12 protein-coding genes and 1 rRNA gene are annotated in these 16477 nt (G+C 37.8%); 1 reads left to right on the top strand and 12 read right to left on the bottom strand.

Annotated features, from left to right (window positions below):
- Positions 1-93: ribosomal RNA gene (locus tag KS419_RS09890) — 16S ribosomal RNA — on the bottom strand; the annotation flags it as partial.
- A 947-nt stretch (positions 94-1040) separates the two neighbouring features.
- Entirely contained in the window at positions 1041-2096 is a 1056-nt protein-coding gene (locus tag KS419_RS09885) for an LLM class flavin-dependent oxidoreductase (RefSeq protein ID WP_217066220.1), read from the bottom strand.
- 253 nt (positions 2097-2349) lie between these two features.
- Here KS419_RS09885 and KS419_RS09880 point away from each other — a divergent pair, with 253 nt between their 5' ends.
- Positions 2350-2664: a hypothetical protein gene (locus KS419_RS09880; RefSeq protein ID WP_217066218.1), complete on the top strand. Its 315-nt coding sequence runs from the start codon at positions 2350-2352 to the stop codon at positions 2662-2664.
- A gap of 118 nt (positions 2665-2782) precedes the next feature.
- Here KS419_RS09880 and KS419_RS09875 read toward each other — a convergent pair whose 3' ends face one another.
- The 10 genes from KS419_RS09875 to KS419_RS09830 all read right to left on the bottom strand — a co-directional run bounded on the left by KS419_RS09875 (position 2783) and on the right by KS419_RS09830 (position 16465).
- On the bottom strand, positions 2783-3187 hold the full coding sequence (locus KS419_RS09875; protein ID WP_217066216.1) for a hypothetical protein: 405 nt from the start codon (positions 3185-3187) through the stop codon (positions 2783-2785).
- Positions 3188-3602: 415 nt separating this feature from the next.
- On the bottom strand, positions 3603-3983 hold the full coding sequence (locus tag KS419_RS09870; protein ID WP_217066214.1) for a VOC family protein: 381 nt from the start codon (positions 3981-3983) through the stop codon (positions 3603-3605).
- Positions 3984-4023: 40 nt separating this feature from the next.
- On the bottom strand, positions 4024-5121 hold the full coding sequence (gene xylF / locus KS419_RS09865) for a D-xylose ABC transporter substrate-binding protein (RefSeq protein ID WP_217066212.1): 1098 nt from the start codon (positions 5119-5121) through the stop codon (positions 4024-4026).
- Between the two features lie 42 nt (positions 5122-5163).
- Entirely contained in the window at positions 5164-6696 is a 1533-nt protein-coding gene (locus tag KS419_RS09860) for a response regulator (RefSeq protein ID WP_217066211.1), read from the bottom strand.
- Positions 6690-8135 (bottom strand): sensor histidine kinase, encoded by a 1446-nt coding sequence (locus KS419_RS09855; RefSeq protein WP_217066210.1) that lies wholly within the window; start codon positions 8133-8135, stop codon positions 6690-6692. Before KS419_RS09855 ends, KS419_RS09860 begins: the two co-directional genes overlap by 7 nt.
- Positions 8132-9109, bottom strand: coding sequence for a sugar ABC transporter substrate-binding protein (locus tag KS419_RS09850; protein WP_217066208.1), 978 nt, complete (start codon positions 9107-9109; stop codon positions 8132-8134). Before KS419_RS09850 ends, KS419_RS09855 begins: the two co-directional genes overlap by 4 nt.
- A gap of 205 nt (positions 9110-9314) precedes the next feature.
- A complete protein-coding gene (locus KS419_RS09845) occupies positions 9315-10490 on the bottom strand; it encodes a sugar ABC transporter permease (RefSeq protein WP_217066207.1) in 1176 nt (391 codons plus the stop codon).
- A 12-nt stretch (positions 10491-10502) separates the two neighbouring features.
- Entirely contained in the window at positions 10503-12023 is a 1521-nt protein-coding gene (locus tag KS419_RS09840; RefSeq protein WP_217066206.1) for a sugar ABC transporter ATP-binding protein, read from the bottom strand.
- Between the two features lie 108 nt (positions 12024-12131).
- On the bottom strand, positions 12132-13238 hold the full coding sequence (locus tag KS419_RS09835; RefSeq protein ID WP_217066205.1) for a sugar ABC transporter substrate-binding protein: 1107 nt from the start codon (positions 13236-13238) through the stop codon (positions 12132-12134).
- Between the two features lie 179 nt (positions 13239-13417).
- Complete coding sequence (locus KS419_RS09830) at positions 13418-16465, bottom strand: type III restriction-modification system endonuclease (RefSeq protein ID WP_217066204.1); 3048 nt, start codon at positions 16463-16465, stop codon at positions 13418-13420.
- Positions 16466-16477: the final 12 nt, after the last annotated feature.

The raw sequence follows: 16477 nt of genomic DNA, 5'->3' as shown, positions 1-16477 counted from the left end.
CACTTAAGCAAGCTTAAGTGACAAGCGCTCGACTTGCATGTATTAGGCACGCCGCCAGCGTTCGTCCTGAGCCAGGATCAAACTCTCCAATAAAGTGTTGAGTTTGACGACTAGCGTCAAGCCAAATTTTGGCTAATTGTTACTTCTTCATTGACGGGATATTTCATTATCGCTTCATCATTATAATGAAGGAATTTATATCCCACTTCGCTTGGCTTTTTGTTTAGTTTTCAAAGGTCAAATTAAGATGTTGTTGTTTTTACAGCAACTCTTATATTATACCAATATAACTTTCAATCGTCAAGAACTTTTTTGTTTGTTTCTCGTAGTTTGTTTTTGGCGACAAATATTAATATACCATTTCCTAGTCAATTCGTCAACAACTTTCTAAACTTCTTTTTTTGCAAAAGCTGGTGAAGAACAACTTGGATTAATAATATATCAAAGATAGTTCTAAATTGACAATGACTAAATTATGGAAATTAAAATAAGGACCATTTTAGCTAAATATCTATACGTATTATTTCTATCATTTTGTTTTAAGTATCTTCATTATTATTATTCTCATACATCAACATCAATGAAATAACAAATAAAAGAGTCAGTATATCTGCAATTCAATAATAACAGATAACTTACAACAAAGATCCCACTCCTCCTTGTCGTGATCAACTACCCTCGCTAAAAAGGAATCAGCATACAACATTACTAGTGCCGATATACCGGAAATGACAATCACCCTGTTACGATGAATAGGACAGACATAGAGAAGGGAGATGTTTCATTCCCCCACCTCATTGTCCATGCTATTCTCAGAGTTCAAAAACACACTTCAGAAAAGTACCAATTAAATTTGAGGGCACTGAAAAAAATGGTGCTTTTCCATTTTTTCAGTGCCTCGAAGCAATGAGTGTAGTCGTCGTGATCTTTAATAATCCTTATAGGAGCGGTTTTCCCCCTGAAGCGAGCGACGAGCGAAGCCATTGCCATACAAATAAAAGGAACTAAAAAAGTTGTAAGATACTTTTTCAGTGACCACATTAAATTCCTTGTTCCTTTTCCCATTTAGAAACTTCATTACGAACTTTTGGTGCCACTTCTTTTCCTAACAGTTCGATGGCTTTCATAACATCTTCATGCGGCATTGTACCAAGTGGTAAATGTAACATAAATCTTGTAATACCAACTGTCTTTCGAAGATGAATAATCTTTTCCGCAACTGTATCAGGATCACCTACATAAAGTGCTCCTTCAAAGCTTCTTGCCCGATCAAAACTTGTACGATCATAATGCGGCCAACCTCGTTCTCTCCCAATAACGTTCATTACATGTTGTGTTGAAGGAAAAAACTTATCCGCTGCAATGTCAGTGGTTTCTCCAACAAACCCATGAGAATGAGATGCTACTGGTAATTTTGATAGATCATGCCCAGCTTGTGCTGCTGCCCTTTTATATAAATCAACTAGTGGAGCGAATTGCCGTGGACTGCCACCAATAATAGCTAACACTAGTGGAAGTCCAAGTGCTCCTGCACGTATAACTGATTCAGAATTGCCACCACTGCCTATCCAAACTGGGAGTGGATCTTGGACTGGGCGTGGATAAACACCTAGATTATCAATTGCAGGACGATGTCCGCCTCTCCAGTTTACTTTTTCAGAACCACGGATTTTTAACAATAATTCCAGTTTTTCTTCGAATAATTCATGGTAGTCATTTAGATCGTAACCAAATAATGGAAATGATTCGATAAAGGATCCCCTGCCTGCCATTATTTCAGCTCGTCCATTTGAAATTCCGTCAAGTGTCGCAAATTTTTGGAAAACGCGAACGGGATCATCAGAAGACAGGACAGTTACAGCACTCGTAAGACGAATTCGTCTCGTTTGAGATGCTGCAGCTGCTAATATAACTGCTGGTGCAGATGCGGCAAAGTCCTCTCTGTGATGTTCTCCTACACCAAAAACATCTAGTCCAACTTTATCAGCAAGAACAATTTCCTCAACCACATCTCTGATTCGTTGTGCATGACTTATTATCTCGCCAGTTTTAACATCAGGCGTCGTTTCTACAAAAGTACTAATACCAATCTCCACAAGTGTGACCTCCTAATTCCTTTTATACTATGTCAACAAATTAATATACTCTATTTTGAATCCTCCTCTAATTATTATCAAGTTTAAGGAACTAAGTTGAACACAATTTATAATAGATCAAAATTAAATAGGTAAATGTCTAATCATAACTAACTGAGGTTACTAGCCCAGTCCACCTGCCTTTTTCAGTGCATAAGCTATAGGGCAAACGTAGTTAAAACGTCTATAGAAGAAAATAAGAAAGGAGAATTTCATGTATACGAATGGTTATTATGGACATCAACCAAGACAATTTGGAACTGGAATTAGTCCTCTAGGTGCTGGATTGATTGGGGCTGGAATCGGATATCTTGGAGGAAGTATGTTAACTCCAGGAGGGTTTGGTTCTGGATTTGGAGCTCCAGCAGCGGGTCCGGTAGCTCCAGGTGGTTTCGGTCATCCAGGTGGTTTCGGTCATCCAGCAGGTTTCGGACACCCAGTAGCCCCAGGAGGATTTGGTTTCCCTCAACACCCAGGAGGTTTTGCTGGTCCTAGACCATTTCCAGTTTATGGTCCACGCCCTTTCTAATATAAATAAAGAATCAACCACCAAAATGTACTGGTGGTTGATCCTTCTTCAAAACAAATATTGCGTACAGTAATTTTTTCTAATAGTACTGGCAAGGATCTGCCAAAAGGGAGAAGTTTTAATGTGTATCTTTAAATGTCATAGCTGCATCTTGGGCTTGTTGCAATTTTTGTTGTGCTGATAATAAATCCTGTTGTTCCTGTTTTACTTTTTTTTGTGCTTGATCTAATTGGTGACTTTCCATTGCCACTTGTTGTTGAGCTTGGAATAGTTCTTGTTGTTCCATTTGCAGTTGTTGGAATGCTGCTTGAATCTCTTGCTGTAATTGATTCCATTGTTGTTGTTCTTGCTCCGTAGTCGGTTGATAACCTTGTAATTTTTGTTGGGCTAACTGAACAGTCTGTTGTGCTTCTTGATATTGTTCTTCATTTGAATTGGATTGCGCTATTTCCACAGCCTTTTGTGCTTGTTGTACTGACTGAGCAATTTCCGGTAATAAAAATGGTTGGTTTTCCTGTGCCATACATTGTCCTCCAAATAATTATTTTATTATCAGTACTATCGTGCTCATTATTATGTGTTCTATGCTAATTTCTCATGGGAATTTGTATGATCCTTTCCTGTTTTCGAGCCTCTTTTTCGTCCGTACCATATATAATTGTAAGTTTATTTAGTAACCGTGATTTGATTCTCCAACCTGGAAAATGCACTTTCTTGCTCTCTTTTAGTTCTGTAAAAGAAAAGAAGATCTCAAATCACCTGATGATATGATCTTTAATAATCCTGCTATAAGCAAAAAGTGGAGAAAAGATAAATACTCCAAATAACAATGTCAAACCTATTCTCAGAACCTTTCTTTAATCAACTTCACTTTATTTCACTTTTGTAATGCTAGTGACACAGTCTAACATGAGTTCCTATGCAATGCTGAAAGTCACTTATTCGGTCAACTCTAATAAATTCCCTTCTGGATCTTGAAAAACACTTTCATAATATCCATCCCCAGTTTTCCGAGGTCCGTCCATGAGGCGATAGCCGTCCTGTTGAAGTCGTTCTGTCATTTGATTAACATGTTCCCTGCTTCCAAGGGACATCGCAATATGTGCCCAGCCTACTCTATTAGCTATGTCCTGTCTGCTCATTCCTTCTTGTCTCATTAACTCTAACCTAGTTTCCCCTTCGAACCGAATAAAATACGATTCAAATCCCTTAACTTTATTATGATATTTTCCATTTGTTTTCCCGTTAAAGTAATTCACATAAAAATCTTTCATTATCTCCAAATCTCTAGTCCATAGTGCCATATGCCCAATCTTCATGTCACAATTCCCCTTCCCATATTATCCGTGACAGTACAAATCAATTTCCCTTTTGCCTATAAATATCTTCTTTGGAATGAAAACCGTCTGCTATAATCGTGTCTATGTTTTTCTTAGTGATAGCGATCGGTTCTAGTAAAATGGAAGGAACTTCATATTTCCCATTATTTATCGTTCTATCTCCAATCACCAATTCACCTTTCGCAAGTTCAACAGCTAGTGCTGCCGCTGTATCTGTCAGTGTCTTAATAGGTTTATAGACTGTCATTGTTTGAGTGCCATCTACAATTCTTTGAACGGCTGCCAGTTCAGCATCTTGGCCAGCAACTGGAATTTCCCCAGCAAGGCCCAAGGCATCTAAAGCTTCGATTACCCCACCTGCAGTGGCATCATTCGCAGCGATGACAGCATCAATTTCATAATTATTTGCAATAAGTGCTTCTTCCATGTTTTTGAAGGCGTTCAAAGGTGTCCAGTCTTTTGTCCACTGGTCATATACTACGGTAATATCCCCTTGATCAATAAATGGCTGGAGGATGTTAAATACCCCTTTTTTGAATAAGTGGGCATTGTTATCTGTATCAGCCCCCCCTATATAAACATATTTCCCCTTTGGAACGAGCTCTGTAATCGCTCTTGCCTGCATTTCTCCAACCTGTTCATTATCAAAGGAAATATACAAATCAACATCTGCATTTTTTACGAGGCGGTCGTAAGATATGACTTTAATATCGGATAACCTTGCTTTATCTACAATAGCGGCTGTTGATTCAGCATTGTATGGTACGACAACAAGGACATCAACCCCTTGGTCGATTAATGTTTCGGCATGTAATATTTGAATGGCATCATTTCCATTGGCAGCCAGAATTTCCACTTCCGCCCCTAAAGCTTCCACTGCCTCTTTAAACATATCTCGGTCCTTTAACCAACGCTCTTCTTCTAAAGTATCCATAGAAAAGCCAATTTTTATCTTATCGGAAGTAGTATCTATGCTTTCTATCGCTATATGTTCACTTTCTTCCGCTTCCCTAATTTCACTATTTACATCCACATCCTTCTCTGTTTCGCATGACAAAAGCATGAAAAGTGGAAGAATCAATATAACAAGTGTAATAGATTTTAAATAGTGTTTCATTGGCTTCACCCCTATGCCTTCTTATGTTATACCGTCTTAGCATCAGTCTCTTTTTCCCAGCAACATTTTTCGGTACTCTTTTGGTGATATATTGCAATTCTTTTTAAAAACTTTACTAAAGTAATTAGGTTCATGATAACCAATCTCAAAGGATATTTCTTTTATACTTTTCTCCGGATCTGCCATTAATTTTTTTGCTTTTTCAATTCGGCATTCTGTTAAAAAATCGATATAATTTATTCCTAACTTTTCTTTGAACATTTTGCTGATATAAATAGGGCTTAATCCTACTTTTTTTCCAAGTTGCTCTAAAGAAATATCTTCATGAGAATGCTGTATAATGTGATGCTTTATTTGATGGATTGTATCTGCTTCCAAACGGTCATAATGCTCCAAGTAAGAATTTTTCATGGATTGAAGTAATTTACTGGTTTCAGAAGATAGCAGCCTGTAATTATTGGTTTGAAAAGGATAGAGTGGCATCTTGGAATCCACTCCCAGTTCATTCAGTACACGAGATGTGATCCAAAGTACTTCTAGAATCCGCTGCTGAGCTTGAATTAGAGCAACACCTTCTTTTTCAAAATATAGGATTAAATTCATGACTTCTTCTTGTACTTGTTCCCAATGACCAAGACGGATTTTATCAGAAAACTCGATTTGACGGTCTTTAAATTCCCTAATATCTCCCGGTATTGATAAATCAGAATAAAAACGATATTTAACCGGGACAGATGTCACCAAAGTGGCAAGAAGAGAATCCTGATAGGAATTTCTGATTTGATCTAAAGAAGAACATACTGTTCCAATTCCCACAAACCAGTTACTAGATGGATCGTTATAACTAATAGAAAGAATTTCCCTCGCTAGATGAACGGCTTGTGAACGGAAGGATTTCTCGCGATCTCTGAAAACAATAATGGGCAGATGATTACCGTACAATGCCCCAATCCATCCACTTCTTGTTTCTCTTACTATTTGTTTCACTTGAGAATAAAACTTCTCCGAACCAGAAGGCAAAATGACAATCATGACAAACATCTCATTAGTGGAATGGATATCCAGTAACTCCACAAGCATATCCAGGTGCACTTCATGTACATGATCAAATAATAATTGTGTTACTACATCCGTCTCCACAACGGTTAATGTCTTTTGAAGTACTTCTTCTTGGATCATACTTTTTATAAGTGCTTCCCGCTCTTCTTCGATCTGTTTCATTACTCTTCCAACTGTCTCCACAATTTCACTTGCTTTACTTGGTTTCAAGAGATAGTCTTTAACACCAAGTTTTATAGCCTGACGGGCATAATCAAACATATCAAAAGCTGTCACCATTACAAATTTAATCATCGGCTGGTCTTTACCTATTATCTCAATCGCTTCAAGACCGGACATTCCTGGCATTTTTATATCCATTAAGATAATGTCAGGGTTGAGCTGTTTCGCTTTTTCAACAGCAATTTTTCCATTTTTAGCTTGATCGATTAGGAGGTCTGGGAAGCTTTTGTGCAAAATTGCCTCCATTCCTTCCCTTTCTATTTGTTCGTCATCGACTATCAGGAGCTTCAACATACTTTCACACTTCTTTTCTTAGGAATTTTTAACACTACTTTTGTTCCACGTCCTATGATACTTTCTATATGGATTACATCCTCATTACTGTAAAAAAGTCGAAGCCTCTTCACTACATTGCTGAATCCTATACCAGTAGAGTGCCCCTCTGTAGGGACTTGTTTTCCTTCCAGAATTTCATGAATCTTCTGTTCTGACATACCATTTCCGTCGTCTTGAATTTCAATAGTAACAAAAGTAGCCCCATCTCTAATACGAAACCAAATTTTTCCCCCGTCTTCCTCAGGCTCAACAGCATGAATAACGGCATTTTCGATAATCGGTTGTAATGTAAGCGAAGGCATCTCCACGTTCAGGCAAGATTCATCTATATCGATGAACAGATGGAGACGATCAGTGAACCTGGCTTTTTGAATGTCCATATACTGTCTTAGAACAATGACTTCATCTAGTAGAGTAACGGATCTGTCCATACGTTTTAAATTGTATCGTAGTAAACCAGCTACACTGACCAGTAAATCACCCGTCTCTTCCGACCCTTCTAAATAAGCTTTTTTAGAGATCGTATTCAAAGTATTAAACAAGAAGTGAGGGTTAATTTGGCTCTGTAAACTTCGGAACTGGCTTTCTTGTAGAAGAATTTTGTTTTGCTGAAGTTCATTTTCTAGTTGTGCCGTGCTTTTAATTTCTGATATGAGATTATTAATATTTATCCGCATCCGATCGAATGTTCTAGCTAAAAAAGCAATCTCATCGTTTGTTTCTACTATTACAGGTGTTTCAAACCTTCCTTTCGAAAATTCATTTGCTGCCTTGGTTAATTGCTGTACTGGTCTTGTTATACTCAGGGAAAACCAGTACGTGATCAAAATTAACAGGAAAGTGATCAGCATCAATACCCAAATACCAAGCTTTTGTAACGCCTCTGATTGTTCAATAATTCCCCGATAAAATCGGTCATACGCTTTCAATTCTTTGTCAACTAATGTGAGTGTCATTTCAGAAATATAATTAGAGATACGAGTTGCTTCCGAAAATTCCTTTACAGAGGAATCCGTATCATTTTGTGTATAAAACAAAATAAATCGGTCAGTTGTTTCTATAAAACTGTCGATCAAGTTAATATAATTGGTCAAAACAAAATCATTTTCTTCATTTCTAAGGTCAAAGATTTCCTTTTTGGCATTTTGGATTTTATCTATACTAATATCAAGTTGTTCCAAAGAACTGGGAGTAGGTTTTAACATATAATTGTTCAGGTCCGTAATTACATCTTGGCTGGCATTGGATACTTCGTTCATACTTAAATATCTCTGTAAAATGTCGTTGTATTGATTTAATGTCTGATGATTATAATGAGTCATTGCTATCCAAATTGCAGCCATAAAAACAAGTACGATTGTTGTGAGCATTAATATTTTCCTTTGTATACTAATCATTGGACATCTGTCACTTTCAGTATTTGAATATCAGTATAATAGCCAATAATATCAAGTGGGACCGTCTCCCCAGTAAGCCATTCCATCATCATTTTTACACTGAGCTTTCCCATCATTTCCGGTGATTGTTCAATTATTCCATCTAGCTTTCCCTCTGTAAGGAGAGAAATAGATTCTGGACCATCATCAAAAGAATAGATAAAGTATGGTTCGATTTGGAAACGCTTACTAATTTCTTGAATCATCGCACCTGCAATATTTGCATTAACTGCTATAAAAGCATCCACTTCAGGGGTTTGATTTAATATATCCTGTGTTTTCGAAACGATCTCCTCTCGTTCATCTGATGTTTCAGCATTGATCGTTACTATTTTCGGATGATTTTTGAGAACGTCCTGGATGCCATTTAGTCTCTGTAGTTGAAAATATTCCTGACTGCTGTCGTACATAAGAACTATAGTCCCTTTATCTCCCATGTCCTTCAAGAGCTGATTTGCAATCATTCTTCCTGCCTTGTATTGATCTGAACCAACATACGTTCTCCGAAGACTCTCCTCCATTGGAACGTCATTCGCAACTGTAATAATTGGTATACCATAGGATGAAGCTTTAATTTTTGTCATTTTTTTAAACTCTTCACTATCTAATCCTTGGACGATAATCCCATCCACTTTCGAGTGGAGGGCAATATCTATTTTTTTCAGAAAATCTTCCTGGTCATTCCCATAACTTCCCCAAACCTCAAGGCTTGCTCCGTCTATCTGTGCCTGTTCAAGTGCTCCATTACCTACCTTATCCCAGAATGGAGTTTCCATATCCCTTGTAATCAAGACGAGACGGTATTGTGAAAGAGATTTATCTAGCGTTTCTGGCAACTGCCAGTCTGTACGAAACACTTTTTCAGCAGATACATAAGTAAGGTAACATAGGCTGATAAATACGAAGGATAGAATAAGTATGCCTGTTTTTCGCAAGAGAATGATCTCCCTTCCCCGTATAATAAACTAGTAAACTAATAAATTTATCATAGCATCAAATAATGAATGATCAATACTGTGAACTTTATAAAATGAGAATATATTATGTATTTTTACGACAAAAACAGAGGGACTGTATTGAGTCCCTCTTGGATTATAGTAAGAAGCTACGAAACTTAAGTATTTCTATCAAGGCTAAATCCTATTTTCCTTTTTTCCTAGTTGTTACATCAAAGATAACAGCAAGTGCTAAAACGCCACCACGAATCATGTATTGGTAAGCAATCCCTACTCCCATTAGATTCATCCCGCTCGTTAAGGACGCCATAACAATTGCTCCGATAATTGCACCAGTTACTTTACCAACTCCACCTGCTGCAGATACCCCACCGACATATGCTGCAGCAATGGCGTCTAGTTCAAATAACGTACCAGCTGTTGTGGTAGCAGCCTGTAAGCGGGACGTAAACAAAATTCCAGAAAGGGCAGACAGCATTCCCATGGAACCGAAAACAAGGAATGTAATCTTGCTGACGTTTATTCCACTAAGATGTGCCGCTTCCGGATTACTCCCTACAGCGTAAATATGTCTCCCAAGAACCGTTTTCGTAGTAAAGAAGTGATAGACCAAAACGACAAGGAGCATGATGATGACTGTCCATGAAAAGCCATTGTACCCTGACAGTATCCATGTTATATAAGCGATAATAGACGAGACAAATACTAACTGAAGTATGAAGATTTCTTTAGAAACAACATCGAAGTTATACTTCATCTTATTTTTACGATTATTAATTGCACTGTAAATGTAAAACACAATTCCTATTGCACCAACCAATAAGGACAATAAATGAAGGCCGTTTACCTGCATTATAGAAGGAATAAATCCATTTCCGATCGCATTAAAAGTATCATTTTGTACAATGATCGTTCCTGTTTTTTCAGTTACCTGTAAAATTGCGCCACGATAAATTAACCATCCTGCTAATGTTGCCACAAACGCTGGGATTCCCACCTTCGCAACAAGAAATCCAGTAAATAATCCTGCGATCGTTCCGAGAATTAGAATAACAGGAATAACTAAATATACTGGCATCCCCACTTGCATAAGCAAAATGGCAGCAATCGCTCCAAGAAATCCTGCCAGGAATCCAATTGATAAATCAATATGACGGATGACAATTACAAGCATGACACCGACTGCCAAAACAGCAATGTAACCAGCAGAATCCAATAAATTACTAATGTTTCGTGAAGAAATGAATAGACCATCTGTTAGGATTGAAAATGTAATAATAATAACCAATAGGGCAATGTACATTCCATAATCCCGTATATTCTCGTTAATTAACGTTTTTGCTTCGGTTAATAAGTTCATTGGTTTAACCTCCTATAGCGTAGCAAGTTGCATTATTTTTTCTTGATCGGCATCTTCAATCTGTAACTCACCTTTTATCTCCCCTTGGGCCATGACATAAACACGGTCACTCATTCCCAACACTTCCCCAAGTTCCGATGAAATCATGATGATACTCAAACCTTGGTCAATCAGCTTATTCATGACAGAATATATTTCAAATTTAGCCCCAACATCTATCCCACGGGTAGGTTCATCCAAAATCAATAACTTCGGTCCAACAAAAAGCCATTTTCCAAGTGATACTTTCTGCTGGTTGCCTCCACTGAGATTTCCCACGACTTGTTCCAAGGAAGATGCTTTTATATGCAAGGAATTCTTATACTCATCTGCCACTTTTATTTCTTCATTCTGATTGACAACACCATTCTTGGAAATTCCGTATAGATTTGCCACGGATATATTGTTCTTTATATCCTGTATTAAAAACAGACCATCACCCTTTCGATCTTCCGTAACGTAAGCGATTCCTGCTTTAATTGCATCATTTGGGTGATTTAACGCTGTGGATATACCATCTATCACTAAATCACCATCGAGTTTATAGGACTTGGCATTTCCAAAAATGCTCAGGGCAAGTTCCGTCCTTCCTGCCCCCATTAGGCCAGCTAAACCAATGATCTCACCTTGTTTCACGTGCAGATTTGCATTCTTTACAACTTGACGGCCTAATTTAGAATCATAGGCTGACCAATTATATAATTCTAGAACCTTCTCCCCAAAGGTTTTCTTTGAACGCTTTGGATAAATATCATCTATTTCACGACCTACCATGTTTTTAATAATAAGACTTTCCGTTACTTCTCCTTTAGAAGCATCAAGTGTACAAATAGTTTGTCCATCCCGAAGAACCGTAGCTTTATCAGCAATGGCTATCACTTCTTTTAACTTATGAGAAATCATAATGCACGTAATACCTTGTTTTTTTAGTTCTCCTAAAAGTTCAAGAAGATTTTCACTGTCGTTTTCATTGAGAGCAGCGGTCGGCTCATCTAAAATAAGAAGTTTCACGTCTTTACTTAAAGCTTTAGCAATTTCAATCAACTGCCGTTTTCCAACTCCTAAATCCTTTACAAGCGTTTCAGGATTCACATCAAGGTTGACCTTATTCAGCATTTTATTTGCTTCCACGATCGTACGGTTCCAATCTACAATCCCGCTGTTTTTCACTTCATTACCAGCAAAGATATTTTCATAAACTGTAAGATCCGGGAACAATGCAAGTTCCTGATAAATAATTGCAATACCTGCTTTGACACTGTCATTGATTTTGTTAAATTGTTGAACAGTCCCTTCAAACAGAATATCTCCCTCGTATGTTCCAAATGGATAAACACCACTAAGAACTTTCATTAATGTAGACTTTCCTGCTCCGTTCTCACCTACTAAACAGTGAATTTCACCTTTTTCTACTTTAAAATTGACATCGCTGAGCGCTTTGACCCCTGTAAATTCTTTGGAAATCTGTTTCATTTCCAAGATGTATTCGCTCATCGTTATCCCCCCTTCACTATTGCAATGGCGAAATAGTGATAGATTAATCTACCACTATTCCGCAATATACTAATCAACGTATCTACGAGTTAAGGTGATTGCTGTATGCTATAGGCCGGTGAATTCGTCCGCTTCATAGTAACCTGAATCGATAAGTTCACTTTTCACATTAGTTTGTTCAACCACAATAACATCCGTTTGTTTCGCTTTAACTTCAATACTTCCATTGTCATATGCACCAGTTGTTGCAGGTGTATTTCCATCTAAAACATCTATCGCCATACCCATGGCATCTTTTACAAGTGTACGTACATCTTTAAATACAGTCATGGATTGTTTTCCATCAATGATGTACTGAACAGATGCTTTCTCCGCATCTTGGCCGGTTACAACGTAGCTCGTAACTTCACTGTCTGTTGCAAATACATCAGCAATTGCACGTGCCGTTCCATCGTTTGGTGCTAATATTGCTACATCACCTTTTAACTCTCCACCCACTGCCGTTAAATGTGTTTGAGCCTTGTTTTTCGCTTCATTCGGATCCCAGTTGGTTGTTACCTGTCCAAGAATTCTACTCATTTCATCCCGAGTGAGTTCCGCTTTATCCTGTAGTGCTTCTGCTTCGCTCGAGTTCGCGATCACGAATGTACCATCTGCTATTTTAGGTTGAAGGACACTCCAAGCCCCTTCAAAGAACAAGAATGCGTTATTATCAGAAGATGCACCAGCATAGAGATACAATGGTACGTTTGATCCTTCTGAATTATTAATTAAAAATTGCCCTTGAGCAGCACCTACGGCGATGCTATCAAATGTAACATAGTAATCTACAGCATCAGTTTCAGTAATGAGACGGTCATAGGCGATAACTGTTACCCCTTCTTTTTTAGCAGCTTCCACTGCAGAGCCTGCTGCTGCACCATCGTGTGGAGCAATAATAAGTACTTCGATTCCTTTGTTAAGCAGTGTTTCTACATTTTCCTTTTCCTTTGCAGAAGAACCTTGGCTGAATAAGATTTCAGTTGTATAATCTGAATCGGATAATGCGTCTTTAAAACGTTGCTCATCCTGTACCCATCTTGGCTCATCTTTTGTAGGCAATACGATTCCAACACTTACTCCGCTTCCGCTGGCATCGTTGCTGCAAGCAGCTAACATCATCGAAACAAAAGCGACAACCAACAACACAGAGATTACTTTCCAACTTTTTCTCATTTCAATTCCCCTTTTCAAATGATTTCATTTGTATTACAGGTTCATTATAAAGCTCGGAATAAGAAATGAGAGCGCTAACAAAGGGTAATCTTTTAGCATTTTCTATACTTTTTTATACTATTTAAAAAAATAGAAAAAAGCATGGAAGTTGTTTCCCTCCCATGCTTCGCATAAACAATTTACTGTAAAATTATATTTAATAACTCATCATAACTGTCAATGACATCATACTCCACTGTGTCACTGCTGATCTTCTTAAAGTGTTCCCTTGCACAATGAATTTTCAGATCTTCTATCTTCCTTAATTCCATGGAAGATAAACTACCTTTCGTTTCAGCCACAAAAAAGACGTGTTTGACTTTTCCTTCATAGAAGGAAATGGCCCAATCAGGATTGTACTTCCCTACAGGTGTATCAATGTAAAAACCACTGGGTAACTTCACATAAACTGCCACTTCACTTTTCTTATCCAGGTCTTCTACGAATTTTCTTTCATTATCCGCATCATAAATTACATGGTCATAAAGGTGCTTATCCGTTTTGACCACATTAAAACCTAGTCGCCCTTTTAAATTCGGTTCCGTAAAGATATCAGTGGAATAAGAATCTTCCAACTTGTTATACGTAATATGTTCAATGATAACCGTAGCCTTTTGCTCATTGATAATAGTAGATGCTTTTATAATGAAATCTTCTGGGTTCCTCTGGAATTGTTCAAATGTTTCTTTTTGGATCCCCTTTAAAATCGAACTGACAGTCTTTCTTGTTAAACCTGTTTCCGTCACAATTTTACCAATTAAATCATACTTTACATTGGTGTTAATGGCAGAATCAATTTTGTTATTATCCCCTTCGACTACGTTAAAACTCTCTCCAGTTTGTAGTGCTTCTTTTGATGAAATGGAATCCATTTCCCCTGACTGGATTCTAAAGTATATTTGAGCAACGCGTAGTTTTAAGTCAAGGGCACGGATCGATTTTTGAATCAGTTCATCCGTATCAAAATCTACAACATACGTTGATTTTATATTGATTTGATTCCAAAGGGCTTTGAACTGTTTCATTTCCAGCTTTTTCTTGTCCAGTTTTAATTCTACATTATTCCCCCTCGCATCTTCCGGTGTAATCGCTTTTGGATCGTAGATGGATTGGAGGATAGTGACGATTTCTCCCTTATAAGGAATCAGCTCGTCTGCTACCTGAAATGCACCGCTTTTTACATCTTCATAGTATTTATCAGTTAACGTATTATCATCGTCAATATATCCATGACGGATTAATCCGTTCGTAATTTTAACAGAGAGTTTCCGGTCAATAATCTGTTCGTTCTGACCATTCTCATCTTTAATGACTTTATTCTCGAATAGTTCCGCAGTTACTTCACGGGGCCGATCTGCTACTACTTCAGCAATTTCCGACTGAAGTCCCTTTGTAAAACTTTCATAACTTTCATTTGCGATAACTGTCAGCACATTCACCTTTTGAACATCTTCACCAAGCATTTGGGTATCCATTCGTTCCCCATTATTATTAACACTCAATCGTAAGCCCCGTCCCACTTCCTGACGTTTGCGAATGTCAGATCCACTTTGTTTAAGAGTACAAATTTGAAAGACATTAGGATTATCCCAACCTTCCCGTAAAGCTGAATGGGAAAAAATAAACCTGACAGGATGGTTTAGATCAAGGAGTTTTTCCTTGTTCTTCATGATTAAGTCGTAAGCATCTTCATCATCTGATGTATTTTGTTTTCTATCTTTTATGGCACTGTCTTTCAAACGATTGGTCTTTTTATCAATGGAAAAATATCCGGAATGGGTTTTCGTCGCCTCTATTTTATTTAGATAAGTGATATAATCATCTACACCAAATTCTGACTGCCATTCTTTTAACATGATGTTATACTCTTCTTCAAATATTTCAGCATATTGGCCATTTAGCTCATTTCCTAACGCGTCGTAACCTTTATATTTTGCAACTTCATCTATAAAGAACAAAGAAAGGACTTTAATCCCTTTGTAAAACAATTCTCTTTCCCGTTCGAAGTGAGATTTAATCGTCTCTCTGATCTGAATCCGCCGAATGTGTTCCTCATTCACTTCACCGTAGACATCACCTGCGTAAAGAACCTTCCCATTGGAAAACTCCACAGAATTGGCGAACCCGTTAATTCTGGAAACAATATAGCCTTGATATTCTTCTAATTCCCCTGAAAGGGAAAATAAACTATCCCCTTCCCGGACCTTTCTAGAAGTTTTCCGAACTCCCCTTGCCCCTCGAACCTCAAATTCCAGTGTTGCAGTAGGCAATTGGTTACCAGAGAGATTAATCTTCTCAAGATAAAGATAACTTTCCGTTGCTGTCGTTCCTGTTATGGAAATCCCCTTTACCGCAATCTTCTTAACAAGCTTTTTATTATAAGCTTCTAATGCATCCAGACGATATACTAAATTGTACATAGAGTCTTTTTTGTGAGTGGCAGAATACCGCAATGTCATTAACGGATTAAATTCTTTGAGTTTTTCCTTCGTAACCTTTCCTTCCACCGATTGAGGTTCATCAATAATTAAGATCGGATTTGTTGCAGCAATAATATCGATCGGTCTTCTGGAGCGGAAACTGTCAAGCTTCATATAAATTCGCCTAGCATCCTTCCCCCTGGCGTTAAACGCTTGGGAATTAATAATCATCACATTAATACCACTATCACTTGCAAACTGGTCCACTTTTGTTAAATCTTTTGAGTCGTAAATAAAGTAACGGATTTTTTTACCATATTCCAGAGCGAAATGGTCCTTGGTGACAGCGAGTGACTTATTAACACCTTCCCTAATGGCAACGGAAGGGACAACAATGATAAATTTGCTCCATCCATACAGTTTGTTAAGCTCATACATTGTCTTAATATATGTGTATGTTTTTCCAACTCCCGTTTCCATTTCAATCGTCAAATTATATTTTCCTTCTAATTTAGAAGAAGGTTCGATCTGGTGCTGACGCTGAATTTTTTGTAGATTTTCTTTAATCTGATCTTCTGTAAGGACGATTTTTGTATTGTTATATCCAGTAAAACTTTGGTCACCTTCTAAGGACAGCTGTTCCACCCCTCTGACGGTTCCTCTATCTACGATATACGTATTGGTTCGTTTAGGCTGACCGGCAAATACACTGCAAACGGCATTGGCCGCATCCGCCTGAAACTTTTGATGTTTGAATTGCAGTTTCATTGATTTGCCCCC

Source organism: Evansella tamaricis (assembly GCF_019042215.1).
GTDB classification, from domain to species: domain Bacteria; phylum Bacillota; class Bacilli; order Bacillales; family Salisediminibacteriaceae; genus Evansella; species Evansella tamaricis.
This window is presented reverse-complemented; position numbering and strand designations above follow the sequence as displayed.

Excerpts from the sequence above, each read along its gene's own strand:
- KS419_RS09845 (WP_217066207.1), bottom strand. The coding sequence starts at position 10,490 with ATGAACTTATTAACCGAAGCAAAAACGTTAATTAACGAGAATATACGG.
- KS419_RS09835 (WP_217066205.1), bottom strand. The coding sequence starts at position 13,238 with ATGAGAAAAAGTTGGAAAGTAATCTCTGTGTTGTTGGTTGTCGCTTTT.
- KS419_RS09830 (WP_217066204.1), bottom strand. The coding sequence starts at position 16,465 with ATGAAACTGCAATTCAAACATCAAAAGTTTCAGGCGGATGCGGCCAAT.
- KS419_RS09840 (WP_217066206.1), bottom strand. The coding sequence starts at position 12,023 with ATGAGCGAATACATCTTGGAAATGAAACAGATTTCCAAAGAATTTACA.
- KS419_RS09855 (WP_217066210.1), bottom strand. The coding sequence starts at position 8,135 with ATGATTAGTATACAAAGGAAAATATTAATGCTCACAACAATCGTACTT.
- KS419_RS09870 (WP_217066214.1), bottom strand. The coding sequence starts at position 3,983 with ATGAAGATTGGGCATATGGCACTATGGACTAGAGATTTGGAGATAATG.
- KS419_RS09880 (WP_217066218.1), top strand. The coding sequence starts at position 2,350 with ATGTATACGAATGGTTATTATGGACATCAACCAAGACAATTTGGAACT.
- KS419_RS09860 (WP_217066211.1), bottom strand. The coding sequence starts at position 6,696 with ATGTTGAAGCTCCTGATAGTCGATGACGAACAAATAGAAAGGGAAGGA.
- KS419_RS09875 (WP_217066216.1), bottom strand. The coding sequence starts at position 3,187 with ATGGCACAGGAAAACCAACCATTTTTATTACCGGAAATTGCTCAGTCA.
- xylF (WP_217066212.1), bottom strand. The coding sequence starts at position 5,121 with ATGAAACACTATTTAAAATCTATTACACTTGTTATATTGATTCTTCCA.